This window comes from Sorangium sp. So ce406, assembly GCF_051474675.1.
Taxonomy (GTDB): Bacteria; Myxococcota_A; Polyangia; order Polyangiales; family Polyangiaceae; genus Sorangium; species Sorangium cellulosum_G.
Genome location: NZ_CP150340.1, coordinates 11,624,040 through 11,650,125 on the forward strand (window position 1 = coordinate 11,624,040; position 26,086 = coordinate 11,650,125).

Sequence of the window (26,086 nt, forward strand, 5' to 3'; positions counted from 1 at the left end):
TTGATCCGATGCTTGTTGACGGCTCGATCCGCGGCGTCGTATCTCAAATGATCAGCCGTGGACCGTTGTGCGCCATGAGCGAGCGACGGGCGAGGAGGGCGTCATGAGGGTGATGGGGCGATGTCGGATGGCGTTCTGCGGGCTCACGCTGATGACGGCGGCGTGCGGATCGAGCGAGAGCGTCGGCGAAGGCGAGAAGGTCGCGCTCCTCACACGCGCGCCGACTCCGGCGAACGAGTTCACTCCGGTGGAGCTCGAGGCCACGATCGACAACCTCGTCGCCGAGATGAACGAGAACCCGATCGAGCCGATGCACATGGCGATCCTGCTGAAGACCATGACCGGCTTCTTTGCGCCGGTCGCCACGGGTGCCAATCGGGCGATGGGTGAGCTCGGGGTCACGGGGAACGTGTTCGCGCCCTCTGGAGAGTCGGCCGGCGACGGTGAATCGCAGGCCATCCAGACCGAGCAAATCAAGGATATGGTGGCGAGCGGCGCCGAAGGGATCGGCGTCGCGCCCTTCGGCGACGCCCAGAAAGAGGCCATCGAGGAGGCCGTCGCGAGCGGGGTCCACGTGGTGACGCTCGATACGGACGTGGCGCTCGACAAGCGCTCGCTCTATGTCGGGACCCTCAACCGGGCTGCCGGAGCCACGGCGGCCAATACCCTGCTCGAGCATCTGCCCCCGCCGCCAGGCACGGTGATGATCCACGGCCAGGTCGTCGAGGGGTGGGCCGACGGGCTCGAACGGACGGCGGAGGCCCAGCAGGTGCTCGAGAGCGCCGGTTACAAGGTCCTGGTGTCTCAAGCCATGTTCACCTACGATGACCAGTTTGATCTCGACTGGATGAAATACCCGTTCCAGACCGCAAACCCGCCCGTCGTGGGCATGCTCGGCCTGTTCAACATCTCGTACAGGTGCGCGATGCTCACCGAGCTCGTGGGCAGGCCGGATCTCCCCGTCGTCGCGTTCGACTTCGACCCGAAGACGGTCGAGTTCATGCGTGAGGGGCGCATCAAGGCCACCCACACCCAGCGGCAGTACTACGAGGGCTACATCGCTCCCTACATCATCTACGGCATCAAGATCATCGGGCTCGACGCGACCAGGCAGATCCTCTCTCCCCTCATGATGGGCGACCCGAGCCGGGTGAACATCGGCGTGGACGTGGTCCCGGGAGACAAGGTCGACGAATACTACGCCTTCCTCGACAAGATCGGCGCGAGCCAGTAGCGGCGGGGCCGCCCAGCGACGGCTCGCACCGGCTCACCCCCTGCGGATCGTCCCAGGCCGGCGCGGCCCCACGAACTCCTTTCCTGCCGCGGGTGGGAGCGGGAGGGGCACTCCGGCGCTCCTCAGCCCTGCACGAGGCGGAAGACCGGCAGCTCCGGCCGGCAAAGGAAGCGCGCCGGGACGACGCTGGTGCCGATGCCACGGCTCACGTAGGCGGGGCCCACGCGCGTCTCGTAAAGGCCGGCGACGAAGCGCCCCGAGCCGGGCGGCACCGCGACCGAGAAGCCGAGCGGGCGCACCTGGCCGCCGTGGGTATGGCCGCTGAGGGCGAGGTCGAAGCGAGGCGCGCCGGGCGGCACCTCGTCGAGGAGACCGGGCGCGTGCGTCAGAAAGAGGCGCGCGGGGCCCTGCGGGAGGTGCCGGAGCGCCGGGACGACGTCGTGATGGCCGCTGCAGAAATCGTCGGTCGCGGCCACGACGACGCCCTCCGGCAGTCGGGTGTGCTCGTTGCCGAGCAGCCTCGCGCCGCCGCGCGTATAGGCGTCGTGGAGCCGCTCGACCGGGACGTTGCCCCAGTGCTCCCAGTTGCCGAGCGTCGCGAGGACCATCCGCCCGGAGCCCTCCAGGCCCTTGCAGAGGTCCGTGAGCGCGCCCAGCGAGGCCTCTGCGTCGATGACGTCGCCGGTCAGGACGACGAGCTGCGGAGCGACCTTCTGCACCGCGGCGAAGAGGGACTCGTGCAGACCGCCGATCGACGTGAGGTGAACGTCGGTGAGCTGAGCGATGGTGAAGCCATCGAGCGAGCGCGGGAGGCCGGCGACGTGGATGTCGTGGCGGGTGATCTCCAGCCAGCGGGGCTCGATGAGGAAGCCGTCGGCGGCCCCGAGCCCGAACGCGCCCGCGGCGGCGCTGCGCAGGAGCGTTCGACGCGTGATGGAGGGCGGGGCGCGCGGCCGCATGGTGGGGGCACCGTAGCACCGCCGACCTCGCTCGGGGCGGTTCCCTTCTTCGCGCCGGCGGGTACTCTGCCTGCGTACCGTGGACAACCTCGATATCACCCGCCAGCGGCTCCACAATGAGCGCCTCGTGGGGCGCCTGCGCGAGCGGCCCGAGGACGTGGCTCGAGGGTTATGCGCGGTGCAGGCCTGGGACTACCGGGGCGCGCGGCTTCAAGATCCCCGAGGTGACGCGCAACGCGAGCTCGCGCGGGAACAAGCGCGGCAGATTGGACTGCACCCAGTTCCGCAAGCCCACGATCAGCGAGGGGCTCCCCTTCTCCAGGCCGCGCAGGCCCGCGAGGACCACCTGCTCCGGCGTGGCCATCGGCCCGACTGCCACCTCGCGTGTGCCCACCACGTCGAAGAATCCCGTCTCCACCGGGCCCGGGCACAGGGCGAGGACGCGCACCCCGCGCTCGCGGTTCTCCGCCCACAGCGCCTCCGTGAAGGAGAGCACGAAGGCCTTGGTCGCTCCGTAGATCGCCATGTACGGCAAGGGCTGGTAAGCGGCGATCGAGGCCACGTTGATGATCCCTCCCTCGCCGCGCTCGACCATGCCCGGAAGGAACAGGCGGCTCAGGTCCACCACGGCGGTGACGTTGAGCGTGACCTGCTCGTGCTGCCTGGCGAAAGGGGCCTCGTGGAACGGCCCGTGCGTGCCAAACGCGGCGTTGTTGACGAGCAGGTCCACGCGCAGGCCCTTCTCCTCGCACTGCGCGTGGAGCGCGTGCGCCGCCCCGTCCCGGCTGAGGTCCAGGCCCACCACCTCGACCCCGACGCCGTGGCGCTTCGCCAGCTCCGAGGCGAGCGCGCGGAGCTTGCCCTCGGAGCGCGCCACGAGGACGAGGTCCATGCCGCGCGCGGCGAGCTCGCGGGCAAACGACTCGCCGATGCCCGAGGAGGCGCCGGTGACGAGCGCGCGGCGGCCCCGGTAGGGGAACGGGCCCGAGGCCCGGGCGGCGCGAGGCGAAGAGAAACGGGGTTCACGCGGCGGGGAAGGAGTTCGCATGTGCTAAGAATGTGAGCTCGCGCTCACGTTCTCAACTCGCCTTGTGCTCACATTTCCGCAAGGAGCCTTCATGCCGACGAGTGCATCGCTTTCCCGCCGGAGAAAGCCCCGGCAGACGCGGTCCCAGGTGACCTACGACGCCCTCCTCACGGCGACCGCTCGCGTTCTCGTCAAGGATGGCTACGAGGCCGCCAGCACCAACCGCATCGCGCAGGAGGCGGGGGTCAGCGTCGGCTCGCTGTACCAGTACTTCTCGAGCAAGGAGGGGCTGGTGATGGCGGTCATGGATCACCACCGCGCGCGGTCGCTCGCGAGGTTCGAGGCCCGGGTGGCGGAGCTCGCGGGCGCGCCCCTGCGCGTTGCGCTCGGGGCGCTCATCGGCGACGTGCTCGCGGACAAGGCGGCCGATCCCCGGCTGCACCAGGCGCTGCACGAGCTCTTGCCGCGCATGCGCCAGCTCGGCTACGTGGACTCCCACGAGGTGAAGCTCTTCCGTGCGGTGCGCGCCTTCCTCGCGCCTCGCGCGACGGACATCCGCCCGCGCGACCTCGACATGGCCGTGTTCATCCTTGTCCACTCTGTCAACGCGCTTGCGTATGCCGTGACGACCGAGCGCCCCGAGTACCTCCAGGGCGATGCCTTCGTGTCGGAGCTGTGCTCGCTCGTCGTCGGTTATCTGCGCCCCGAGCCGGCGGGCCCCCGCCCCGCAAATCGCAGGCACTCCTCGGCGCGGCGCGAAGAAGGCAGCTGGTGAACGCCGTGAAGGTAGAAGACGTCGCTCACGGATCCCGCGCGCACCGGAGCCCGATGCCGGCCGCGCGGGTCGTCGGAACCCGCTGGTCGAGGGTGGAGAGGAGCAGCGCCTCCGGGACGCTGCGCCAGCCGCCGCCGCGCATCACCCGATCCGTGCCGCCGGTCGTGACGGCGCAGTCCACGCAGTCGGGCCCATAGTCCGCGCGCCAGTCCAGCGTCCACTCCCACACGCCCCCTGCCAGATCCGCTTGCTTGAACAGCCCGTCCCCTTGCGGTGACCTCGATCCGACCGGAAGGACGTCCTCGATCACGCACCCCGCGACATCGCTGCCATTGCAGGCATACACAGCGTGGTCCGGATCGATGGCCACATCGTCCGGCGAGGTGGACCACGGATACGGGCGCTGCTCGGCGCCGCCGGCCGCCGCGTAACCCAGCTCCGCGTCGGTCGGCAGGCGGCCGCCATCCCACGCGCAGAACGCAAATGACAGGTACCAGCTCACGCAGTTCATCGCCAGGCGCTCGTTCGCGCCGGGCTCATCCGTCCACACCCACGCCGAGCCCTCCGAGTCGCAGCGCAGCCCTTCCAGGAGCTGCGCCCTGTCCTTCGGCAGCTGGTCGTCCCACGCCGCGTACCACCCGCTGCCCGCGATCTTCGGGTGAGCGCCCGCGTTCACTGCGGGCCGGCTCCCGGGATACGCGTCAACGAACGCGCGGAACCGCCCCAGCGTGACCTCGAACCGATCCAGCACGAAGTCGCTCACCGTGGCCGGGAAAGCCGGGTCGTTGCTCCGGTTGAAGGTGCCGCCGGTCACCAGCTCGCTCGCGCAGCAGCTCTCGTCTTCCGCCGGCCCGCACGTCAGAGGCAGCCCGGCGCATCGAGGGCCGGTTTCCACGCCGCCGCCGCCACCCTCGGAGCCGCCGCCATCGGCGCTGCCCCCACCGCTGCCGCCGCCGGCGCCACCGCTGCCGCCGTGCTCCGCTACCGGATGATAGGGCTTGTCCAGCCCGACGACCGTCGTGCACCCGACGCCCGCCAGGCACAGCGCCACCCAGGACCACCGCGCAGATCGCTTCCTCATGCTCGTACCTGTGTTATCGAGGCGAGAGCCAGGAATCAATAGAGCGCTGCTGGATGGTCGGAGGTGGGTCATCCTCGTGCGACGCGCGCGGGCGCGGCTCGGCCGCAGGAAGCGCGACATGGATCAAGGGCCGACATCCACGGCCTCCAGGCCGCAGCGCCCGAATGAGCAGAGCGCGCGGTCGCCGGAGAGATGCCCTGAAGGGCGTTCCACGAACGAGTTGACGATGCGCGCCGGGGACCGTAGCTTTCGCCGCCCAAATGGCCCCAAACGGTTATCTCGAGCGAATCCTGCGCGCCCGCGTCTACGACGTGGCCCAGGAAAGCCCCCTGGAGGATGCGCCGCGGCTCTCCGCGCGCCTGGGCAACCGCGTGCTGATCAAGCGTGAGGACCTGCAGCCCGTCTTCTCCTTCAAGCTGCGCGGCGCCTACAACAAGATCTCCTCGCTGAGCGCGGCCGAGAAGGCGCGCGGCGTGATCGCCGCCTCGGCGGGCAACCACGCGCAGGGGGTGGCCCTCGCCGCCCAGCGGCTCGGCATCCGCGCCTGCATCGTGATGCCGACCACGACTCCCCGGATCAAGGTCGACGCCGTGCGCGCGCTCGGCGCGGAGATCGAGCTGATCGGGGATTCTTACGACGAAGCCTACGCCCACGCCAAGACGCTCGAAGCGAGCGAGGGGCTGACCTTCGTGCACCCGTACGACGACCCGGACGTGATCGCGGGTCAGGGCACCATCGCCCTGGAGATCATGCGCCAGCATCGCGGATCGCTGGACGCCATCTTCGTGCCGGTGGGCGGCGGCGGGCTGATCGCCGGTATCGGCGCGTATATCAAGCATCTGTACCCCGAGATCAAGCTCATCGGCGTGGAGCCGGACGACGCCGCGTGTCTGCGCGCGGCGCTCGACGCGGGCGAGCGCGTACGGCTGAGTCAGGTCGGGCTGTTCGCCGACGGCGTGGCGGTCCGTCAGGTGGGCGAGGAGCCGTTTCGCATCGCCCAGCGGTGCGTGGATGACGTGATCGTGGTGGACACCGACGCCATCTGTGCCGCCATCAAGGATATCTTCGACGACACGCGCTCGATCGCCGAGCCGTCAGGCGCGCTGGCGGTCGCGGGCCTCAAAGCGTACGTCGAACGCGAGGGCCTGGGCGGAAAGACGCTGGTGGCGATCCTCAGCGGCGCGAACATGAACTTCGACCGCCTGCGGCACGTGGTCGAGCGGGCAGAGCTCGGCGAACAGCGCGAGGCGCTGTTCGCGGTCACCATTCCGGAGCGACCGGGCGCGTTCCGCGAGTTCTGCCAGCTTATCGGGCGCGTGAACATCACGGAGTTCAATTATCGTTTTGGGCGTGCGGACGAGGCGCAGATCTTCGTCGGCGTGGGCCTGTCCCACGGGCGCAAGCAGCGCGACGACATTCTGGAGCGCCTCCACGACGCCAGGCTGCCGGTCATCGACCTCAGCATGGACGAGATGGCCAAGTTGCACGTGCGCTACATGGTCGGCGGGCGCGCCCCGACAGCGAACGAGCGGCTCCTGCGTTTCGAGTTCCCGGAGCGCCCCGGGGCGCTGATGCAATTCCTCACGCACATCGGCGGGCGCTGGAACATCAGCCTGTTCCACTACCGCAACCACGGCGCCGCGTTCGGGCGAGTCCTCGCCGCCTTGCAGGTCCCGGAGCCGGAATACGACGAGTTCGACCGTTTTCTCACCGACCTCGGTTATCCATTCATCGAAGAGACGAAGAATGCGGCCTACCATCTCTTCTTGAGATGATGAAACACCAGCCCTCGCGAGGAGCGCGGGCGCGCCGAGCAGGAGCCGGTTGCGGGTGAGCGCGCCTCCGAGGAGCGCGCTTCACCGCTTCATACAGCGCGTGTCCAGGGTTCCGGGGGCGGTCCGTCGTCGAGGACCGACAGGTCGAGATCGCGGAGCTGCTCGGGGTCGCCCATGACGTCGATCCGGGCGATCTTGCCCTGCTCGAGCGTGAAGCGGAGCACCCGGAAGAGCCGCCCGTTCGGGGCCACGACGACGCCCACCGTGCCGTCCACGAGGGCAGGGCGGGCGAACCTGGCGCCGCGCGCGCCGGAGATCGCCTGCTTGGCCCAGGCGCGCGCGCCGCGAACCTCGGTCCCGGCCGGGGGCGCGGCCGTGGCGTCGGTGCGGATCACGACGTCCGGATCGAGGATCGCCACGAGCGCGTCGAAGTCGCCGCCGCGCATCGCCGCGAGGAAGGCGTCGACGACCTCGCGCTGGCGGCCGACGTCGGCGTCCGGAGACGGGGGCGCTCCCTGCACGCGGCGGCGGGCGCGGCTCGCGAGCTGCCTCGCCGCGGCCGGGGAGCGGCCCACGATGGCGGCGATCTCCTCGAAGGGGACCGCGAACAGGTCGTGCAGCACGAACGCGAGCCGCTCGGCGGGGGTCAGCGTGTCGAGCACCACGAGCAGCGCGACGCCGATGGAGTCGGCCAGCACCGCCTCGCGCTCGGGGTCGGTCCCGGCCTCGCGGTCCGCGGCGGCGTCGGGCGCGGCCATCGGCTCCTCGCGCCGCGCCTTGCGCGAGCGCAGCATGTCGAGGCACACCCGCGCCACGACCGTCGTCAGCCACCCGCCCAGGTTCTCGACGCCGCTCGTGTCGGCGCGGCTCAGGTGGAGCCAGGACTCCTGCACGGCGTCCTCCGCCTCGCCCACGGAGCCGAGCATCCGGTACGCCACCGCCCGCAGGTGGGCCCGGTGGGCCTCGAACCGCTCCGCCAGCCAACAATTTTCATCCATCGGTCACACTCCTTCGTCGCGCTTCGTCATGGCTGTGACGAACGAACCGTAGCCGATGTGACGACGCGAACGGACGTTCAGCGCCCCGTCACGGTTGGCGAGCACACCCCTACCCTCGAGAGGATCACGACCATGCTGAAAGCACGGATGAAGAACCCCGCGATGCTCATCCCCGGCGTCATACAGCCCATCCAAGCCCTGCTCGGCGCGGTGAAGAAGAGCGGCGTGCCGGCGCGGACGCTCGAGCTCGTCCACCTGCGGACGAGCCAGATCAACGGGTGCGGCTTCTGCGTCGACATCGGCGCGCGCGAGCTCAGGAAGGCGGGCGAGAGCGACGAGCGCCTGTTCGCCGTGGCGGCCTGGCGCGAGGCGCCCTATTTCACCGACGCGGAGCGCGCCGCGCTGGCGCTCGCCGAGGCCGCGACGAGGCTCAGCGATCGCGCGGATCCGGTGCCCGACGACGTCTGGGACGAGGCCGCGAAGCACTACGACGAGCCGGCGCTCGCGGCGCTGATCCTGCACATCGCGCTGGTCAACTGCTTCAATCGCATCAACGCCACCACGCGGCAGATCGCCGGTTCGATGAGGGTGGAGGCGATCGTGGACACCCGCTGAGGAGGCGTCACCACGCCCCGAGGTTCACGGGCATCCGGAGGGTCCCGCTCGGTCGAACGCGGCGCCCCGTCGAAGGGAGCCGCTCCCGTCGCCGTCGCCCTCGTCGTCCAGCAGGCACACCCGCGCGAGCCCGTTATCGCCTATGCTGCCGATCCATGGCGATCGGCGGCGTCAACCACGTGACCCTCGCGGTTCGAGACCTCGACCGCGCTGTGCATTTCTATGTCCAGGTGCTCGGCGGAAGGCGGCGAGCGCAGTGGCAGAGGGGCGCGTATCTCGAGCTGGGGACGCTCTGGCTCTGCCTGGAGCTGGACGCGCGCGCTGCTCGGCAGGTCGACGACGCGCACCTCGCGTTCTCGGTCGATGCACAGGGCTTCGCCTCCCTCGGAGAGGCCATTCGCCTGAGCGGAGCCCGGATCTGGAAAGAGAACCGCTCCGAAGGGGCGTCGCTGTATTTCGAAGACCCGGACGGCCACAAGCTCGAGATTCACGTCGGCGACCTCCGGACGCGCCTCGCCTCTTGCCGTGAGCAGCCCTACGAAGGGATGGAGTTCTTCGACGACGGAGAGAGCGAGACGTCGGCGCGGTGAAGAGGCGCAGCGGCGCGGCGGCAGGGCGCGCGCTGCTCGCTCGACGCGGTGCGTTCATCATCTCCGTGCTCGAGCGTACCTCCACCGCGCGCTCGTGCTCACCTCCTGGTATCAAACCCGTGATTCACGCACAGAGATCGAGGTCTCCGTACCTTGGATTGCACGTCGGACCGGCGTGAGCCTCCATCAACGCCAAGACGTTTCTCGCCTTGACAGTCCGGTCCTCGATGTGGTGCCGTATCATGTATCTTGAACACCGATCCGAGAACGCCTGCCGCTCTGCGCTGCTCCCGTCTCGCCGGCGCGTGGTTCGCTCGTGGCAGATGGCGCACGCGCGATGTGCAAGCCGGGCTGCTCGTGGGGCTCGCGTCCCTGTTCTCGGCGTCATGCTCGCCGGCAGCGCCCGATCAACCCGAGGAGACAGCGCCCGAGCCTCCCGAGAATGCGGTTGTCCTGGGCAGCCTCCTGCCCCTCTCCGGTAGCGGGGCGGACGTCGGCCGCAACCTCGGTCAGGCGATGTCGCTCGCGGTCGAGCACGTGAACGCTGCGGGCGGGATCGACGGGAGGCCGCTCCACATCGTGGGACGAGACAGCCACTCGAGCTCGGAGCGTGGGCGCGAGCAGCTGCTCGAGCTGCTTTACACCGATCAGGTCGCCTACCTGGTAGGCCCCGAGGAGAACGAGCTCGCCCGCGAGATCGCGCCCGATGTGAGGTCGCTCGATGTGTTCCACATGCTCCCGGGTCAAGCCGCGCCCTCTGTGGCGCGCACCGAGGCGAGGGGAGGCTGGTTGCGGCTCGCCCCCTCGACGTCCGCCTTCGGCTGCGCGCTGGCGAAGATCGCAGTCCGCGAGGACATCGAGACCGTGAACAGCCTCGCGGACAGGAAAGACTACCACGCCAGCATCAGCAGCGAGTTCATGACCCGCTTCGCGGCGCTCGGGGGCAGGATTCTCCCGTCGGTGACGTTCACGTCCGACGAACCGACGTACACAGAGCAGATAGCGTCCGCCCTGGCACCGAACCCCGGCCGCACGCTCTTGAGCACGGATCCCGCCGCCGCCGCGGCCATCGTGACCGAATGGGCCGACTCCGGAAGCGGGGGCACCTGGCTTCTCGGTCCTGCGTTGCGTGCCGACCCGCTCCTGGCCAGGATCCCGGCGGGCTCTCTCGACGGACACCACGGGGTCTCGCCCTCGCTCAGCCTGCGGAGCGAGTGCCAGCCCGTGGACGAAGCCCAGGGGACGGTCGACTGCACGGCCGGCAACGCCGCCGCCTTCATCGAGCAGTTCTCCGGCCGGTGGAACGGCGAGGCCCCGCGGCCCGCGGCGCACTTCTACTACGACGGCGTCGTCCTCATCGCGATGGGTCTCGTGTACGCCCAGGCGACGAGCGGGACGATCCCTGCCTCGGGACACGAGCTGCAAGCGATCCTCCGCGAGCTGAGCAGCCCCGACAACGAAGCGGCCTCGTGGCGGGATCTGGAGACGGCGATGACCAAGCTCCGCGCGGGGATCCCTCTCCGGTACGTCGGGGCGGCCGCCGAATACGAATTCGACAGCTACGGGGCGAGCCAGCATCACTTCGTGCAGGAGTGGACGATCGACGGTGACACCTTCGTCGATCTCGCCCCCATCGCCGTCGCGTGCGAAACCGGGGAATGACGCCGCAGCACGATCGAGCCTGACGCAGGGGTACCCTGGTAGGTCCTGCAAGGCGCGGTGAACGGGGCGCGGCGGGCCGCATCCAGGCGGCAAACGTTCGAGCGTCGGTCCCCAGGAGGCCGTCGGCCGGGGAGGAATCCGGATGCACATGTATCGTCCAGTGGCCAGGGTCGCATTGCTCTGGCTGGTGAGCTGCCTGTCCGCCGCCTGTGACAACGGCGAGGGCGGCGGCGGTCACGGCGCCGCAGGCGGTGCCCCCAGCGGGAGCGGGGGAGGCGCCGGCGCCGCGAGCGGAGCCGGCGAAAACGGCGCCACGACGGGATCCGGCGGGGGCGCGGGAGACGGGGGGAGCGGGGGCGCAGGAGACGGGGGAAGCGGGGGCGCCGGAGATGGGGGAAGCCGGGGCGCCGGAGATGGGGGAGGCGGTGGCGCCGGAGACGGGGGAGGCGACGGAGGGGGAAGCTCCGTGTGCGAGCCTGGGGCTCAAGTCCCGTGTTACACGGGGCCGCCGACCACCGCCGACGTCGGGATCTGCAGGCGGGGCGTCGCGACCTGCAGCGCCGACGGCTCGGAGCTCGGCCCCTGCCTCGGTGAGGTCACTCCAGCGCCTGAGACCTGCACCGATCCGGCGGACGAAGACTGCGATGGTCAGGCCAACGAGGAGGGCGCCGGCTGCGTGTGTGTCCCCGGCAACGTTGCGTCGTGTTATACGGGGCCCCCCGGAACCGCGGGCGTCGGAACCTGCAAGACAGGCACGAAGATCTGCGACGCTCATGGGACTGCTTACGGGCCCTGCATCGGTGAAGTGCTCCCGACCCCGGACGACTGCCACACGTCGGCGGATGAGGACTGCAACGGCGTGAACGCCTCCTGCGCCGCGGGGAGCACCTCTGGAGCATGAGCTTCGGCGCCGATCCCCCTCCGCGCGCGGCGGAGGGCCCCTGACCCCGCTGGTTCATCGAGACGATTCCGGCGACGCTCGGCAACCGAGGTTCACGCGGAGGCCCGCTCGATGAGGCCGGCGGCGACGGCCGCGCCATCCACCGCCACGGCGCCGGCGATCGCGGCCGCGCGAGCTGCGACCCCGTGATCGAGGGCGCCCCTCAGCGCAGCCAGGAGGGACTCCGCGCTCAGCGCTCCACGCGCCACGGACGTCCCGATCCCGAGCGCCCGGACGCGCGAGGCCCAGTAGGGCTGATCGGAGAACATCGGGACGATCACCTGCGGGACGCCCGCGCGCGCCGCGGTCGTGGTCGTCCCCGCCCCGCCGTGGTGCACCACCGCGGCGACCCTCGGGAACAGCGCCTGGTGGTTGACGTCGCCGATCGCGATGCAATCGGGGGCGTCGTCGACCCGACCGAGCTCGGCCCACCCCTGCGACAGGACGACGCGGCGCCCCGCCGCCCGCGCGGCCTCGATGACGGTGCGGCCGGTCTGCGGGTCCGCAGGCATGCTGCCGAAGCCGACGTAGACGGGCGGCTCGCCGGCGGCGAGGAACGCTTCCAGCTCGGGTGCGAGCGGCGTCGGGTCGGGGAGGAGCCAGGCTCCCGTCTGCGTGACCCGCAGGCCCTGTGTCGCCGGCGGCGGCCCGAGGACCGCGTCCGCCGCGAGCCACGGAGCCTCGCCCAGGACGTGGCCGAGGACATCGCTCAGCGGACCCAGGCCCAGCCGCTCCCGGTTGTCGTTGAGCCGCTCGAGGAGGCGCTCGTTCCAGCTCCGCGATCCGTCCTGCCAGCGTCGGAGGTTGGACTCCGGGTCGCCGCCGGGCTCCCCGTCGGGCGCATGATCCGGTGACGGCAGGGCCACCGGCGCGTACACGGCGACCACGGACGGGATGCCCAGCCGTTCCGCGACGGACCGTGCGGCGTACTGGTGCGCTCCGCCGGCCACGATCACGTCGCATCCCTCGGCGGCCGACGCTGTCGCGTCGAACTGGTCTCTCACGAGGTGCGCGACCAGCGCGCGGATCTGCTCCGGCGTCGGTGCGGAGGCCTGCGCGGCGGCGGCCCCGCTCGGCTGACGCATCGCGATTCCGATCGGGGTCGCCGTGAAGCCCAGGCCGCCCACCCAGTCGATGAAGTTCGGCGGGACGCACAGCCTCACGTCGTGCCCCCGACGCCGCATCTCGGCGGCCAGGGCCACCACGGGTTGCACGTCACCGCGCGTCCCCACTCCCGTCAGCAATACCCGCATCGTTTTTCTCCCTTCCAGCACGCGCATTGCGTGGATGACGGAGGCGACGATGCCATTGCGGACGCGTTTTTTCAGCGTATCAACGCCCGAGTTCTGATATACATGCTGGAACGGGAGGCGAGGCGAGGACGCCCCTCCAACGGATCATCCGTTCAGGCCGAAGCGGCCGGACCGAAGCTCCGCCCCTGCGGATGCAAGAGGCCGCGTGGGCGGTCCTCATGCATCTCAATTACACGTCGAGCTTGGAGGAGTTTGCCCCGGGGTTGTTACCGACCCGGGGCGGATGGCAGGCCGTGGTCAGCGCTCGTGGCGCCTCTCCTCGACGTGGTGCCGCCGGCGCTCCGCACGAGGCTTCTTCGTCGGCCTGGCCGGGGTCGCCGGCCTCGCCGCCGCCCCCGCCCTGACCGTCGCGCCCGCCTTCACCGTCGCCCCCGCCCGGACCGTGACCGCAGGCCGAGCCGGGGTCGCCGGCCGGGCCGCGGGCGCGCGGTGCACGCGGCCGCGCTGCACGTGGTCGTGGTGCACGCGGCCGCGCTGCACGTGGTCGTGGTGCGCGTGGCCGCGCTGCACGTGGGCATGGTGGTGGTGATGGGGTCGGTGCCGGTCGAAGTCGACGCGGTAGTGGACCAGCGCGCGCGGCTCGTCGCGGTAGTAGACCCAGCCGCGGCGCGACGGATAGTACCAGCGGCCATCGACGTAGTAGACGTAGGTCCCGCGGTAGTACACGCGCGGGTAGGTCTCGATCTGGACCGGCGCCGCCGCGACGTGAACAACCGGCTCCTCGTACACCGTGACCTCCTCGTACGTGACGGTCGCAGGCGCGGCGGCCCTGGTGTGGACTTCGGCCGCGCACCCGGTCGCGCCGAGGAGCGCGATCGCGACGAGCGCGGCCAGCACGGCGAGCCTGCTGCGCTGCGGGGCATGCGCGGTGGCTCCGGGGGACGGGTGATCGAGGACAGGCACGTTCATCTCCATGGGGTTCACAGGAGCAATTGCGGTGCCACCCGGCGACCCGGGGGCCGGCGCCTGCACCTGGCAGCGCGCCTGCTCCTGGTATAGCGCTTGCTGACCCGGCGCGCATCCGCGCGACCTGGATCGAGGTGTTCGACGGGCAGGCGACGCGCGACATCGTGCGCGTCAAGCAGCCCGCGCACCGCCCCCCGGGCGCGGCAGGCGATGGCCGCGATGCCCATCGCCTTCCGCTCGGTCATCGCGTCAGAAGACGTAGACGCTCTTGGGGACGAACGGCAGCGGGCTCAAACCGCTCTCCCCGAAGACGGGGTACGGGTAGCCGATGCAGTTCTCGTTCGTGAAGATCGCGGCGGCGGCGCCGTTCGTGTTGTAGGCAGAGTGTGCCCTCCCCTCCCAGCCGTGCTCCGGAAGGTTGACGCACGTGCCCACCTGCGGGTTCAGCGCACGGACGTTGAAGATCTCCCCGCCGTAACCCTCCTCCTCGAAGAGGCAGAGGACGCCGTCGAACGGGCACGGATTGGAGTCCTCCTCCTGCGCCGAGGCCACCTCGGGGAGCAGCAGGCCTGCCCCCGCGAGGAGGCCGACGCCCACCAGGGCGCGCAAGCCCAGGGAGCGGGACGGAGTGAAACGACGGAGTTTCTGAACGTTATCGAGCAAGTGCATGGGGTCTCCTCCTCCTGCCCACCCTTGGGCAGGTACTGCGGAGGCACCAAGCGCCGGAGGCGAATCATGCATTCCCGGCCTTCGGCCGTTGTTGACAAGATTTAACATGAAAAGCACGCGGGCTCGCATGTCCCTGGAAATCTTTCATCCTCCCGGATAACTGACCAGCACAACAAGGAACCAGGCTGGAATGGTGTGCGCCGCGCCGAGGTGCGTGTTGGCCGACGCAGGCGGCGTATCAGACCGTTCACGGATCCGGGAGGCCGCCGGGGAGCGCTTCAGCGACGCGCCGAACGTCGGCGCGCGGTGCGGCCGCTTCGACCACGTTCGTGGCCGGCGCGAGCAGGCGTATCCGCGGCGGCACGATTACCTCCTTGCACGCGTCCACCCGGTAGCGGTCGACGCGCTTCATCACGATGCTTGGAGGTCACTCATGATCGATCGAACGCGACCCTCGCAGAGCCCGAAACGCCGCCGCACCGCCGTGGTCATCGCCGCGGCCTTCGCCTTCGCGGGATGCTGCGCAAACCCGACCGACGACGGCGACGACGGGAGCGGCGGCACGCCGGCCAGCGCAGGCTCGGGCGGCAGCGGCGCCTCGAGCGGCAGCGGCGCGTCGGGCGGCACCGGAGGCTCGGGGGGAGACGGCGGCGCAGGCGGCAGCCCCGCCCCGACCCACAGCGGCATCGTCTCCATCCAGGATGTCTCCATCCTCGGGGCGCCCGAGGCGGGTCACGGCCTCACGGTGCAGGTCTTGTTCACCGCAGCGAAGCCCCCGAGCTACGAGGAGATGCCGGGCCAGCTCGTCGGGTGCAAGGGATGGGTGCACGACGTGCAAGACGATGCGCCGCCGCCGCTCACCGATCAGGGCGTCGTCACGATTTCAGGGCTCGCGGGCGGCTCGATCGATTGCCGCTTCCAGGGCAACGGCTACGCCTGCCCGGTGCACAGCGGGAGGGGCGAGACGAGCGTGACCCCCGGATCGATGGGCACCGCAGCGTACGTGATCGGCGGCGCGATGTTCTCCGCGGCCGACGTGGGTCGATACCTGCGCGTGGGCGGCGCAGCGATGGGCGAGAACAACGGCGCGTTCCCCATCGTGGCCGTCGAGTCGAGCGAGGCCGCGGTGGTGGTCAACCCGCGCGCGACCGAGGAAGCGTTCGTTGCCGATCACGTCGTGCTCGCCGGCGCCGGGCCCGTCCCGGGCAACCCGAGCGATCCCATCGCGAGCGGCGATGAGGTCGTCGTCGGCATCGAGCCCGGCGGCGTGATGGCCTTCGAATTCCCCGATGTGGGACCCATCGCGGCAGGGGGTGAGTTCCAGCTCGACGACGCGTCGCAGTCCATCCTCGGCGCGGTGCCGCTCGACGGCACGTCGATGACCCTGAGCTGCGGCGGGGAAGGCGGAAGCTGCGGGGCCGCGCAGGGCACGCTCGTGCGCATCACCACCACCGACGGCAGCGTCGAGGGAGCGTCGCTGTTCGCGATGCCGCCTCCCGCCGACAAGCAGGTCGAGATCCAGTGCATCGCGCTCGGAGGAGACGGCTCGGTCACGGTGCCGGCCGAGGCGATGAAGCTGATCCGCGACGCGCATCGGGCGTCGCCGATCACGCGCATCCGGACGGCGTTCATGCGCGAGGGCGTGGCGAGCGCCACGAACCCCGCGCCAGCGCCCCGGAACACCGTCCACGTCGTGGCGGGGCACGGGATCCTGGGCTTCACGAGCCCCTGAGCCCGCACGAACGGCGCACGCCCTGATCGCAGCGCCATGCCCGACGCGCCCGCGAAGCCTGCCGCCGCGCCGCGCGCCATGCACGAGGAGCCCCCGTCTCTGGCATGCTGCATGCTGGCGTCTCTGGCATGCTGCATGCTGGCGCCGCGCGCAGGGTACGACCTCAACCGACCGTCGTGGCGAAGGTGGTCCAGCGTGTCGTCGACCATGCGCTGCGGGACGGCGTGCGGCCGGACGCCATCCGCCGCGCGGCGCGCCTGCCGCAGGCGCTCGCCGAGGATCCGGGGCGACGCATCGAGTTCGATCACCTCATCGACCTGTGGACGTACCTGGGGCGGACGCTCGACGACCCCTCGTTGCCGCTCCGGGTCGCGCAAGCGGCGGCCATCGAGGACCTGCACGTGCTCGGCTTCGCGATGCTGACAGCGCCGTCGGTGCGCGATGCGCTCGACACCGTCGCTCGCCACGGCGCGCTGCTCACCGACTCGGGTCGCTGGGAGGTGACGGAGACCGGGCGACGCGTCCACCTCCGGTGGTACCGCGTGCGGCCTCTCACCCTCGGGCACCGGTTGTCCAACGAGACGGCCGTCGCGCAGGGCCTCGGGAGCCTGCGGCGGATCGCAGGCGCCGATCTCACGCCCATCGAGGTGACCTTCCGCCATCCCGCGCCGCCCCGCCGGGCAGGGCACGGCGCGTTCTTCGATTGCCCGGTGAGCTTCGACGCTCCGCACGACGGGCTCTCCTTCCGTCGCGAGATCCTCGACGCGGTGCCTCCCTCTGCGAACCGGACGCTCTGGGAGTACCTGTGCAGGTCTGCGGAGGCGCTCTCGGACCAGCTCGCTCCGCGGTCGCGCGAGGACGCCGTCCGGCACGCGATCGTGCGCGAGCTGTCGAGCGCCGACGGCGGTATCCCGTCGCTCCCGCGCGTGGCCCGCGCGCTCGGCACGACGGAGCGGACCTTGCGCCGGCACCTCGAAGCCGAGGGGACGAGCTTCCGGCGCCTCGTCGACGACGTGCGCCGCGAGCGCGCCGGCAGCTTGCTCCAGAGGGCGACGGTCAGCGTGACCGACGTCGCGCTCCAGCTCGGCTTCTCGGACGCGACCGCGTTGAGCCACGCGTGCCAGCGATGGTTCGGCTGCGCTCCCCGCGAGCTGCGGGGGAGCGCCCGAGCCGCGCTCGGCCCCGCTCCGTCCTCGGCACGTTGACGACGTGGAACGCACGACGCCTTGCAGCCTCGCGTCGTTGCGTTGACATTCTCCTCCTCGCCGCCAGGCAGATCCCCGGCGGGATCCCTGGTACGCGGCACCCACCCTCCGCGCTCGCAAGGAGCTGTTCATGACTCGAACGCCCGTCCTCATGGATCACGACGGCGGCATCGACGACTACCTCGCGATGCTCCTCCTGATGACGATGGACCACGTCGATGTCCTCGGCGTCGTCGTCACCCCGGCCGATTGCTACATCCAGCCCGCCGTCAGCGCGACGCGCAAGATCCTCGATCTGGTGGTCCGCCACGACGTTCCCGTCGCCGAGAGCACCGTCCGCGGGCTCAACCCCTTTCCGCCCACGTTCCGGCGAGACGCCTTCTGCGTCGACAACTTTCCCGTCCTGAACGAGCGCGAGGAGATCCTCACCCGGCGTGTCCCCGAGAGCGGGCAAGCCTTCATGGCGAGCGCCCTGCGCGCCGCCCCCGAGCCCGTGACGCTCCTCGTGACCGGGCCGCTCACCACGGTCGCCGCGGCGCTCGACATCGATCCTCGCGTCGAGGGGAACATCCGCGAGATCATCTGGATGGGCGGCGCGCTGAACGTGCGCGGCAACGTGGAGAGGGCCCTCGAGAGCGGGCAGGACGGCTCCGCCGAGTGGAACGTCTACTGGGATCCGATCGCCGCCGACCGCATCTGGCAGACCTCCGTCCCGATCACCCTGTGTCCGCTGGACATCACGAACCTCGTCCCGATCACCCAGGCGTTCATCCGCCGCCTGTGCCGACAGCGCCGCTATCCCCTCTCCGACCTCGCGGGCACCTGCTACGCGCTCGCCGGCCACCAGGACTACTTCGCGTGGGACGTGCTGACGACATCGTACCTCGGCAGGCCGGAGATATTCACCCTTCGCGCCTGGGAGACGGAGATCGTCACCGAGGGCCCCTCGCAAGGCCGCACGAGGGTCGTGCCCGGCGGGCGCCCGGTGCGGGCGCTCGACCAGGTGGATCTCCAGCAGTTCTACGACTACCTGTTCTCCCAGTGGTCGAGGTGACAGGTCGCCGTCGTCGGCTCACCGAGCGAGCGCCGTCTTGTCGAGGCGACCGAAGTCCCAGACCACGGAGGAGCCTGCGCCGTAGTCGACCGTCACCGGCTCCTGCGCGGCGAGGCGGTCGAAGGCGGCGCGCGGGAGCAGGAACTGAACGGTGTGGAGATCACCGTTCGGATGGCGCGCCCGGGTGCTCCGCTCGCCCCCGACGGTGAGCACCAGGTTCGTGGCGCGGAGGTCGAAGAACTCGCCGGTGGTGAGCGTGATCTCGACAGCGTCAGGGCCGCTGCTCTTCACGCTCTGGATGGCGTTGCCGGCGGTGATCCGCCGCGGCGCGGGGAGGGCCGCGCCGGCCGCGCGCGGGGTGGCGCTCGGCGGCGTCGCGCTCGACGCGACGGGGGCGAGCCGAGCCAGCGCCGCCGGGGCCTCGGTGGTGGCGCGGGTGGCGCGGATGTTCGCCACGTACAGGCTGATCCCGTCGAACGGGGTGGGGAAGGTCAGGCGAACCCCGCGCACCGACGAGAGCGTGGCGCCGCTGAACAAGGACAGCGGAATGCGCGCGGTCGGCAGCGTGGTGGCGCCGCGCGGCGTCTGACCGAGCGCCAGGAAGTCGTCGATGGCGACGGCGCTCGATCGGCTATCGTCGGCGTTCACGAGCTCCACCTGGAACGATGCCTCGAACGTCGCGTCGGAGGTCCAGCCGCGGTCGGCGCGAAGATCGAGATAGTCGTACTCCGTGAGATCGAAGCCCGTGCCGACGGGGGACCAGTTCGACTGGAAGAACGTCGAGCTGCCCGCGACCACGTCGTGGATCCACGCCGCCTTGTGCGAAGGATCGTGTCCGTTCACGTTGATGTGGTCCACCGAGATCGTGCCCCCGGTGGTGATCGGCAGGCCGTAGGAGCTCGTGCCGGTCGGATTGATGAAATCCTCGAGCAGCAGGCTGTAGGTGGAGTCGCCGCCCGGATGATAGCCGCGGCGGACGCGGTACGGCACGTTCGGGAAGGGGAAGGCAGGGTCGAACAAGGCGTTCGCGGCCTCGTCGCGGTCCGCGCCAACGTTGGCGGTGAAGAACTCGACGGCCGCGAAGCGACCCGTCTCGCGCTGCGCCGGCGAGCCGTACTCCGCAGGGTCGAAGAGCTCCTCGTGGTCGATGCAGCCCGTGACACCGCCGCTGTTCCCGTCCGCGAGCTGCCACTCGCTGTTGTAGTAATTGTGATTGGCGCCCCACACATGATAGAAGGACTTGAAGAAGGGCGCCGGCTCGGGGATGCTCATCATGCGATCGAACGGGCGCAGCCCGGGCAGATCGCTCAGGTCCCAGTCGCAGGCCGGCAGGATCACGTTCCAGGCCGTCTGGTCAGCGTTGAGGAACTGGCCGTTCTGGCCCTTGTCGGTCGGGCCGATCTCGAAGATCCCGCGGATGCTCACCGGGCTCTCGATCAGCGCAGGCCAGGGGCTGCCGCTCCGGCGGTACTCGTTGTAGGCGAACCGCACGGCCTCGCCGCCGCGCGAGTGACCCATCAAGCCCACCTGGTCGAAGTCGATGCGATCGACCAGGTCGACGCCGAGCTCCGAGGGCGTCGGCTCGGTCCCGCTGTCCCAGCGGCTCAGCCGCTCCAGGTGGCGGAGCAGCAGGCGCCCGCGCGGCCCGATGGCGAACTCGTCGGCGGGCGTGCTCGGCGCGGCATGGATACCCCGGTTCGCGTTGATGGACACCACGAAGTAGCCGCGCGCGGCGAGGTCCACGGCCATGTAGTCGTAGCCGCGGTGGTTGGGGACGACGACGTAGTCCTCCGGGCACGTGCCCGTCGTGGCATACTGGTTGTTGTTGTCCCTGCGCGGATTCTCGCCCGTGCCGCATGTCGGGTGGTTCCCGTGCAGGAACACGAGCAGCGGATACTGCCGGCCGGCCTCGAGGCTCGCCGGGCGGTAGAAGGACGCCCAGAGCTCGGTCGCGTAATCAGGGCTGACCATCGCGTCGACCGCCGCCGGGAACTTGTACTCCGCGATCGCCACGCCGCCGCCCATCGGCGGCAGGTCGCTGCTCACCGACAGCAGGACGGGCTGGATCCCCGGGCTCGGGATGCTGGCGCAGAAGCCGAGCTGGGCGCTTCCCGACGGCGGGATCACCCCGTTGCCGCCTTGCGGAGTGACCGAGATCTGACCCGTGGTCCCGCTGAACGTGCCGTTCCAGGACGAGAAGATGGTGCCTGGGCCGGCGTTGAGCTCGACGCTCCACGTCCCCGTCGTGGCGGTCGGGTGCTGGTTGCTCACGGTGATGCTCGCGCAGTAACCCTGACCCCACTGCGAGTCGATCACGAGATCGGCGCTGATCCCGTTCGCGCCCTGGAGCGCGGCCTGCGATGTGCTGATCGGCTCCGTCGAGCCGCCGCTGCACGCCGGCAGCAGCGCCAGCGCTGCAGCGGCCACCCTCATATCCCATCTGCTCTGGAAGTTGTGCATGGATAGTACCCAGGTTGGTGATGAAGCGTTTGAACGTCGGGCTGCTTCATGAATGCAAATTCGGAGATGATCGCGTGAAGTAATGTAAAAAATCATGTAGTTGATTCATGTGCTTCGATGAGCGCTCTCCCCAGCTCCGGCGACGGCCCGAGGCGGCCATCCGCTGCGTGCTCCCCGCGCGCTCGCGGTCGACCACCTCCGGATCACGGGAGGATCCTTTCGTCAGGCTGGTCCTTACGGGTTTGTCCGGGGAGCGCTGATCCGGGAAAGGCGGCACGGCCGCGGACGTCGACGTACGTTAGCCGACGCTCCGCGCGGAGCGTGAGAGACAGGAGCTGATCATCCGTGGGACATCGGACTGTTTTGATCTCGGGGGCGAGCATCGCCGGCCCCGCGCTCGCCTTCTGGCTTGCGCGCTACGGATTCCGACCCGTCGTCGTGGAGCGCGCCGGCGCGCTCCGGCTCGGCGGGCAGAACATCGACGTCCGGGGCGCGGCGCGGAAGGTCGCGCGCCGCATGGGGATCGAGGACGACATCCGGGCCGCCACGACGGGCGAGCAGGGGCTCCGCTTCGTCGACGAGCACGGCGCGACCCAGGCCGAGTTCCCCGCGGAGAACGCCGACGCCGGCGGGTTTACCGCGGAGCTCGAGATCCTGCGCGGTGACCTCGCCAGGATCCTCCACGACCGCACGCGTGACACGACGGAGTATATCTTCGGGGACCAGATCACGGGCCTCCGAGACCACGGCGACCGGGTGACGGTCTCCTTCGAGCACGGCGCCGAGCGCGATGTCGATCTCGTGGTCGCCGCCGACGGCATCCGCTCGCGGACCCGTACGCTCATCGTCGGCGATGAGCCCAGGATCCGCCAGTTCGGCCTCTACGGCGGCTACTTCACGATCCCCCGCGGCGCGTCCGACGGCGCCTGGGCTCGCTGGTACAACGCGCCCGGCAGGCGCGCGATACTCCTGCGTCCAGACAACGTGGGTACCACCCGGGCGTCGCTGTGGTTCCTGTCGCCCCCGCGAGGCCACGAGAGATCGAGCGTCGCCGAGCAAAAGGCGCTCATCGCGAGCGTCTTCGCCGACGCTGGCTGGGAAGCGCCGCGGGTGATCGCCGGGCTGGCTGACGCCGAGGACGCCTATTTCGAGTCGATCAGCCAGGTCATGGCGCCTCGCTGGTCACGCGGCCGCGCCGCGCTCGTGGGGGACGCTGCGTACTGTCCGTCGCCGCTCAGCGGAATGGGCGCGAGCCTCGCGCTCGTCGGCGCTTACGTGCTCGCGGGAGAGCTCTCGCGGCACGCCGACCCTCGAGACGCCTTCGCGGCCTACGAGAAGCTCCTGCGCCCCCTCGTCGACATGGCCCAGAAGCTCCCACCAGGCGTCCCCTGGATCGCGTATCCGAGGTCGAGGCGCGGCATTTCGGTCCTCCACAGGGTCGTCCGGCTCGCGTCCAGCCCCCTGGCGCGGCGGCTCCAGGGCCGGCTCGGCTCCTCGCCGGCCGACAAGATCGAGCTCCCCGACTACGCGAACGGAGGCTGAAGACAGCCTTCAGCGCCGGCACGGAGCGGACCTGCGCCGCGAGCAGCGCGGACAGGGGCCCCGGGCTATGCTGGCGCGCCGCCAGCACGAGAGCTCATGACCAGCCCCACGACAGCCTCAGCGCCCATGGGCCCCGGCGCGCCCGCCCTGCGCCCTTACCAGCGCGCCGCCGTCGACGCCGTCCTCGCGGCCCGCAGGCGCGGCGTCCGGCGCATGGTCGTGTGCCTCCCCACCGGTGCTGGCAAGACGGTCATCTTCTCCCATCTCGCCCGCCTCGCCAGGCGGCAGGTCCTCGTCCTCGCCCACCGCGAAGAGCTCCTCTTCCAGGCCAAGGACAAGATCGAGCGCGCCCTCGCCGGACAGGCCGCCGTCGCCGTCGAGCAGGGCGAGCTCCGCGCCTCGTCGGACGCGCGCGTCATCGTCTGTTCCATCCGCTCCCTCCACGAGAAGCGGCTGGAGCAGGTCATGAGCGGCCGCGATATCGGCCTCGTGATCTACGACGAGTGCCACCACGCCCCCGCCGAGGACAACCGCCGCGTCCTCCGCCAGCTCGGCGCCTTCGACCCCGCGTGGACCGGCACCCTCCTCGGGTTCACCGCCACGACCGCCCGTGGCGACGGCAAAGGCCTCGACGACGTCTTCGAGGCGATCGTCTACAGCCGCACCCTCCCCGAGATGATCGCGGACGGCTATCTCGCGCCCCTCACCGGCTACCGCGTCGCCACCGCCACCGACCTCTCCCGCCTCGACGCCGGCGGCCTCGACTTCGCCACCGACGAGCTCGAGGAGGCCGTCGACCTCGAGGAGCGCAACGCGCTCGTCGCCCGATCCATTCAAGAGCTCGCCCGCGACCGCCGCACCATCGCCTTCTGCGTCACGGTCGCGCACGCAAGGAACCTCTCGAAGGCGCTCAACCACCTCGGCGTCCGCGCCGCCTATGTCCACGGCGACATGCCTTCCGACCTCCGCGGCCGGATCCTCGCCGATTTCCGGGAAGAGCGCGTCCAGGTCCTCACCAACGTCGCTGTCCTCACCGAAGGTTTCGACGACCCTGGCGTCTCCTGCGTCGCGATGGCCCGCCCCACGCGCTCGGAAGGGCTCTATGCCCAGTGCGTCGGGCGCGGCACCCGCCTCCATCCAGGCAAGAAGGATTGCCTCATCCTCGATTTCGTCGATCTCTCCTCGCTCCAGCTCTGCACGCTCCCCTCGCTCTTCGGTATGCCCCGCGACCTCGATCTCGAGGGCAGGGACGCCGCGGAGGCGAGCCGCTTTTACCGGCAGGTGGCCTTCGACTACCCCGGGTTCGAGGTCGAGGCGGGCCGCATCACGCTGCGCGAGATCCAGGAGCGCGCCGCGCACTTCGATCCCCTGAGCCTGCGCGTCGACCCCGAGGTGCTCGCCATCTCGCGCAATGCGTGGGCCTCTCTCGGCCGCTTCGGCCTCTCGCTCCATTTCGAGAGGAAGCCTGGAGCGCTCACCGAGGTCGTCGTCCTCGCCCGCGGGGGTCGCGGGAAGCGGTGGCACGTCCTGCTGGACGGCAAGCTTGTCGAGCGCTTCTCCACCCTCGAGGAGGCCGTCGCCGCAGTCGATTACGAGGTCGCGCGCCGCGGCCCCGCGGCCGCGGCCTCGGCGCGCCACGACGCGCCGTGGCGCCGGGGAAAGCCCCCCGTGCCCCTGCCGGCCGAGCCCCCGAGGGGCCATCCCCCGCCGAGCACGATGGAACAGGCCATGATCCTCGCGGTGTGGGCGAGGGTCACCGCGCCGCGCGAGGCGAGGTGAGCCGATCCCCCCGGCGGCCCGGGTCGGCTCGGCCGGGGGCCGGTCGGACTACGGCAGGCCGAACGCGAAGAGCGTGTGCCCCGGCGTGCCGACGCCGAAGCTCTGGTATCCGCTTCCCCAGTACACGGTACCGCGCGACACCGCCGGCCCCGCGTTGACGGAGCCGTCGGCCGGGTGGCTCCACAGGACGGCGCCCGTCGCGGCGCTCAGCGCGTGTACGTCGCCGCTCATCGAGCCGGCGTACACCACCCCGTTCGCGACCGTCAGCGGCCCCCTGTCCTGCGCGCCCGCCGTGGGATCCGCCGTCTGCCACAGGAGTTCGCCCGTGGCGGGGTCGAGCGCGCTCCACGACCCCCACGTGATGATCTCGCCCGACGGGTGCAACGTGTGAGCGGTCTGATCGCTGTTGCCAACCGGCACATAGATCCTGCTCTCGTCCAGGGCGACGCCCCACATGATCCCGCCCAGGATCCCGCCGGGGCCCACCAGCGTGCTCCACACCACGCTCCCGTCGTCCCTGTCGAGCGCCCAGAAGATTCCGCTCTTCTGGCCGGCGCCGACCAGCGCGCGGCGGTGCGCCCCGGTGCCGGCCGTGAACAGCGCGGCGCCCGTGCCAAAGTCGTAATCCGGCCCCATCGGGGAAGGACACCAGTCGTATCCGTAGAAGCACGCCCCCGTCCAGGCGTCGAAGCCTTGCAGCCGGCGCGCCCACTTCGTCGCGCCGGTGTCGAGGTCGAGCGCGACGATGGCGTCGATATGGTCGTCTGGCGCGAGGCACGCCTCGGCGGCGAGGGGATCGTCGCCGGCGGTCTCGGCGCACCCCGCGACGGACGGCGGCACGGAGTAGTTGTTTCCGGTCGTCACGTAGAGCGCGCGCCGGCCGACGTCGATGGCGGGCGCGCCGGCCCACACCGCGCCGCCGCTGTAGCCGGCCGGGACGAGGTAGGTCTGCCACAGGAGCTCTCCTGTCACCGCGTCGAGCGCGGCAACGCTGCCGCGGAACGTGCAGCACGGGTATCCGTCGTCCACCGCGAAGAGCTCCTCGCGCGAGGACACGCCCACGTACACGCGGCCTCCGTGCACGACGGGAGACTGCGTGACGATGGCCGCGGGGTGCGGATCGACCTGCGTCTTCCAGAGCAGATCGCCGGTGCGGTGATCGACGGCGAGCAGGTACGCCCCGGCCTGCGTGCCGAGATACAGCATGTGGCCGTGGAGCGCCGGGCTCGTGCGCGAGATGGCGTCCGCCGTGCCCGTGAGGCCGGGGATCGTGCGCGTCCAGAGCGGGAGCCCTGTCTCGGCGTCGAGCTTGTACAGGCTGCCGCCCCAGTCCGGGAAATAGACCGCGTGGTGATCGACGGCGGGTGTCGCCGAGACGCTGCCGCTCGTCGTGAAGCTCCATCGGACGGAGAGCGACGCGACGTTCGCCGGGCCGAGTTCGCGCTCGTCGTCCGCGTTGTGCGTGTTGGCGAGATCTCTGCCAAAGACGGTCCAGCGCCCGGCGCCGACGCCCGTGTTCGCGCGGCTCTGGACGGCGAAAAGCATCAAGGAAACAGCGGCGACCGCGAGCGCGGGCCGCATCTGGAATATGCGCTTCATGAGGCTCCCTTCCCCTCGGGATGTCGAGGACAGCAGCTCCCGATGCCCGGGCCGGACAGCTCCGTTGCCGCTGCGTCTCGGATCGCGGTGAGGATTGATATGGTCCGGAAGAGGCGTCAATCAGCAAAGATCGGCAATCTCCGGAAGACAGCGCGAAGCGCCGCTCAGGAC

The 26,086-nt window shown here is 70.5% G+C and carries 21 protein-coding genes; 11 read left to right on the forward strand and 10 right to left on the reverse strand.

The genetic code is table 11. The annotated features are described in order from the left end of the window. Positions 1 to 103: 103 nt before the first annotated feature. On the forward strand, positions 104 to 1,234 hold the full coding sequence (locus WME96_RS43680) for a sugar ABC transporter substrate-binding protein (protein WP_437287451.1): 1,131 nt from the start codon (positions 104 to 106) through the stop codon (positions 1,232 to 1,234). A 122-nt stretch (positions 1,235 to 1,356) separates the two neighbouring features. Here WME96_RS43680 and WME96_RS43685 read toward each other — a convergent pair whose 3' ends face one another. Both WME96_RS43685 and WME96_RS43690 read right to left on the reverse strand, forming a co-directional pair. Then, on the reverse strand, positions 1,357 to 2,193 hold the full coding sequence (locus WME96_RS43685; RefSeq protein ID WP_437287452.1) for a metallophosphoesterase: 837 nt from the start codon (positions 2,191 to 2,193) through the stop codon (positions 1,357 to 1,359). 169 nt (positions 2,194 to 2,362) lie between these two features. Beyond that, positions 2,363 to 3,241, reverse strand: coding sequence for an SDR family NAD(P)-dependent oxidoreductase (locus tag WME96_RS43690; protein WP_437287453.1), 879 nt, complete (start codon positions 3,239 to 3,241; stop codon positions 2,363 to 2,365). 127 nt (positions 3,242 to 3,368) lie between these two features. Between WME96_RS43690 and WME96_RS43695 the strand changes: the two genes are divergently transcribed. Continuing rightward, complete coding sequence (locus WME96_RS43695) at positions 3,369 to 3,995, forward strand: TetR/AcrR family transcriptional regulator (protein ID WP_437287454.1); 627 nt, start codon at positions 3,369 to 3,371, stop codon at positions 3,993 to 3,995. A gap of 25 nt (positions 3,996 to 4,020) precedes the next feature. Here WME96_RS43695 and WME96_RS43700 read toward each other — a convergent pair whose 3' ends face one another. Next, on the reverse strand, positions 4,021 to 5,076 hold the full coding sequence (locus WME96_RS43700) for a formylglycine-generating enzyme family protein (RefSeq protein WP_437287455.1): 1,056 nt from the start codon (positions 5,074 to 5,076) through the stop codon (positions 4,021 to 4,023). Between the two features lie 260 nt (positions 5,077 to 5,336). On the opposite strand from WME96_RS43700, the gene ilvA reads away from it, so the two are divergent. Next, complete coding sequence (ilvA, locus tag WME96_RS43705) at positions 5,337 to 6,851, forward strand: threonine ammonia-lyase, biosynthetic (protein WP_437287456.1); 1,515 nt, start codon at positions 5,337 to 5,339, stop codon at positions 6,849 to 6,851. 89 nt (positions 6,852 to 6,940) lie between these two features. Here the strand turns inward: ilvA and WME96_RS43710 are convergent, their stop codons facing one another. Then, on the reverse strand, positions 6,941 to 7,849 hold the full coding sequence (locus tag WME96_RS43710) for a sigma-70 family RNA polymerase sigma factor (protein ID WP_437287457.1): 909 nt from the start codon (positions 7,847 to 7,849) through the stop codon (positions 6,941 to 6,943). Between the two features lie 135 nt (positions 7,850 to 7,984). On the opposite strand from WME96_RS43710, the gene WME96_RS43715 reads away from it, so the two are divergent. The 3 genes from WME96_RS43715 to WME96_RS43725 all read left to right on the forward strand — a co-directional run bounded on the left by WME96_RS43715 (position 7,985) and on the right by WME96_RS43725 (position 10,716). Continuing rightward, the gene (locus WME96_RS43715) at positions 7,985 to 8,464 is read left to right on the forward strand and encodes a carboxymuconolactone decarboxylase family protein (RefSeq protein WP_437292419.1); all 480 of its coding nucleotides are present in this window, start codon (positions 7,985 to 7,987) and stop codon (positions 8,462 to 8,464) included. Between the two features lie 155 nt (positions 8,465 to 8,619). Next, positions 8,620 to 9,054, forward strand: coding sequence for a fosfomycin resistance glutathione transferase (locus tag WME96_RS43720; protein ID WP_437287458.1), 435 nt, complete (start codon positions 8,620 to 8,622; stop codon positions 9,052 to 9,054). 339 nt (positions 9,055 to 9,393) lie between these two features. After that, positions 9,394 to 10,716, forward strand: coding sequence for an ABC transporter substrate-binding protein (locus WME96_RS43725; RefSeq protein ID WP_437287459.1), 1,323 nt, complete (start codon positions 9,394 to 9,396; stop codon positions 10,714 to 10,716). Positions 10,717 to 11,709: 993 nt separating this feature from the next. Here the strand turns inward: WME96_RS43725 and WME96_RS43730 are convergent. The 4 genes from WME96_RS43730 to WME96_RS43745 all read right to left on the reverse strand — a co-directional run bounded on the left by WME96_RS43730 (position 11,710) and on the right by WME96_RS43745 (position 14,956). After that, the gene (locus tag WME96_RS43730) at positions 11,710 to 12,909 is read right to left on the reverse strand and encodes a glycosyltransferase (protein WP_437287460.1); all 1,200 of its coding nucleotides are present in this window, start codon (positions 12,907 to 12,909) and stop codon (positions 11,710 to 11,712) included. A gap of 297 nt (positions 12,910 to 13,206) precedes the next feature. Continuing rightward, positions 13,207 to 13,872 (reverse strand): hypothetical protein, encoded by a 666-nt coding sequence (locus WME96_RS43735; RefSeq protein WP_437287461.1) that lies wholly within the window; start codon positions 13,870 to 13,872, stop codon positions 13,207 to 13,209. Positions 13,873 to 14,124: 252 nt separating this feature from the next. Beyond that, positions 14,125 to 14,544, reverse strand: coding sequence for a peptidase inhibitor family I36 protein (locus tag WME96_RS43740; protein ID WP_437287462.1), 420 nt, complete (start codon positions 14,542 to 14,544; stop codon positions 14,125 to 14,127). A gap of 247 nt (positions 14,545 to 14,791) precedes the next feature. Beyond that, the gene (locus tag WME96_RS43745) at positions 14,792 to 14,956 is read right to left on the reverse strand and encodes a hypothetical protein (RefSeq protein WP_437287463.1); all 165 of its coding nucleotides are present in this window, start codon (positions 14,954 to 14,956) and stop codon (positions 14,792 to 14,794) included. Positions 14,957 to 14,977: 21 nt separating this feature from the next. Between WME96_RS43745 and WME96_RS43750 the strand changes: the two genes are divergently transcribed. From WME96_RS43750 to WME96_RS43760, 3 genes are all read left to right on the forward strand, one after another. Further along, positions 14,978 to 16,276 carry a hypothetical protein gene (locus WME96_RS43750; protein WP_437287464.1) on the forward strand — a complete coding sequence of 433 codons (1,299 nt, stop codon included), beginning with the start codon at positions 14,978 to 14,980 and terminating at the stop codon, positions 16,274 to 16,276. 176 nt (positions 16,277 to 16,452) lie between these two features. After that, positions 16,453 to 17,481: an AraC family transcriptional regulator gene (locus tag WME96_RS43755; RefSeq protein WP_437287465.1), complete on the forward strand. Its 1,029-nt coding sequence runs from the start codon at positions 16,453 to 16,455 to the stop codon at positions 17,479 to 17,481. A gap of 130 nt (positions 17,482 to 17,611) precedes the next feature. After that, positions 17,612 to 18,535, forward strand: coding sequence for a nucleoside hydrolase (locus tag WME96_RS43760; protein WP_437287466.1), 924 nt, complete (start codon positions 17,612 to 17,614; stop codon positions 18,533 to 18,535). Between the two features lie 18 nt (positions 18,536 to 18,553). On the opposite strand, the gene WME96_RS43765 is transcribed toward WME96_RS43760, so the two are convergent. Next, positions 18,554 to 20,968, reverse strand: coding sequence for a cellulose binding domain-containing protein (locus tag WME96_RS43765; protein WP_437287467.1), 2,415 nt, complete (start codon positions 20,966 to 20,968; stop codon positions 18,554 to 18,556). Between the two features lie 372 nt (positions 20,969 to 21,340). Between WME96_RS43765 and WME96_RS43770 the strand changes: the two genes are divergently transcribed. Together WME96_RS43770 and WME96_RS43775 are read left to right on the forward strand one after the other, a co-directional pair. Further along, positions 21,341 to 22,537 carry an FAD-dependent monooxygenase gene (locus WME96_RS43770; RefSeq protein ID WP_437287468.1) on the forward strand — a complete coding sequence of 399 codons (1,197 nt, stop codon included), beginning with the start codon at positions 21,341 to 21,343 and terminating at the stop codon, positions 22,535 to 22,537. A 96-nt stretch (positions 22,538 to 22,633) separates the two neighbouring features. Then, entirely contained in the window at positions 22,634 to 24,316 is a 1,683-nt protein-coding gene (locus tag WME96_RS43775; RefSeq protein ID WP_437287469.1) for a DEAD/DEAH box helicase, read from the forward strand. Between the two features lie 48 nt (positions 24,317 to 24,364). Here the strand turns inward: WME96_RS43775 and WME96_RS43780 are convergent, their stop codons facing one another. Continuing rightward, positions 24,365 to 25,915: an outer membrane protein assembly factor BamB family protein gene (locus WME96_RS43780; protein WP_437287470.1), complete on the reverse strand. Its 1,551-nt coding sequence runs from the start codon at positions 25,913 to 25,915 to the stop codon at positions 24,365 to 24,367. Between the last annotated feature and the right edge of the window lie 171 nt (positions 25,916 to 26,086).

Bases quoted from the DNA above. Each gene is read 5' to 3' on its own strand.
- WME96_RS43700 (WP_437287455.1), bottom strand. From the start codon at position 5,076: ATGAGGAAGCGATCTGCGCGGTGGTCCTGGGTGGCGCTGTGCCTGGCG.
- WME96_RS43685 (WP_437287452.1), bottom strand. From the start codon at position 2,193: ATGCGGCCGCGCGCCCCGCCCTCCATCACGCGTCGAACGCTCCTGCGC.
- WME96_RS43680 (WP_437287451.1), top strand. From the start codon at position 104: ATGAGGGTGATGGGGCGATGTCGGATGGCGTTCTGCGGGCTCACGCTG.
- WME96_RS43740 (WP_437287462.1), bottom strand. From the start codon at position 14,544: ATGCACTTGCTCGATAACGTTCAGAAACTCCGTCGTTTCACTCCGTCC.
- WME96_RS43780 (WP_437287470.1), bottom strand. From the start codon at position 25,915: ATGAAGCGCATATTCCAGATGCGGCCCGCGCTCGCGGTCGCCGCTGTT.
- WME96_RS43775 (WP_437287469.1), top strand. From the start codon at position 22,634: ATGACCAGCCCCACGACAGCCTCAGCGCCCATGGGCCCCGGCGCGCCC.
- WME96_RS43690 (WP_437287453.1), bottom strand. From the start codon at position 3,241: ATGCGAACTCCTTCCCCGCCGCGTGAACCCCGTTTCTCTTCGCCTCGC.
- WME96_RS43710 (WP_437287457.1), bottom strand. From the start codon at position 7,849: ATGGATGAAAATTGTTGGCTGGCGGAGCGGTTCGAGGCCCACCGGGCC.
- WME96_RS43745 (WP_437287463.1), bottom strand. From the start codon at position 14,956: ATGAAGCGCGTCGACCGCTACCGGGTGGACGCGTGCAAGGAGGTAATC.
- WME96_RS43730 (WP_437287460.1), bottom strand. From the start codon at position 12,909: ATGCGGGTATTGCTGACGGGAGTGGGGACGCGCGGTGACGTGCAACCC.
- ilvA (WP_437287456.1), top strand. From the start codon at position 5,337: ATGGCCCCAAACGGTTATCTCGAGCGAATCCTGCGCGCCCGCGTCTAC.
- WME96_RS43720 (WP_437287458.1), top strand. From the start codon at position 8,620: ATGGCGATCGGCGGCGTCAACCACGTGACCCTCGCGGTTCGAGACCTC.
- WME96_RS43760 (WP_437287466.1), top strand. From the start codon at position 17,612: ATGACTCGAACGCCCGTCCTCATGGATCACGACGGCGGCATCGACGAC.
- WME96_RS43765 (WP_437287467.1), bottom strand. From the start codon at position 20,968: ATGAGGGTGGCCGCTGCAGCGCTGGCGCTGCTGCCGGCGTGCAGCGGC.
- WME96_RS43750 (WP_437287464.1), top strand. From the start codon at position 14,978: ATGATCGATCGAACGCGACCCTCGCAGAGCCCGAAACGCCGCCGCACC.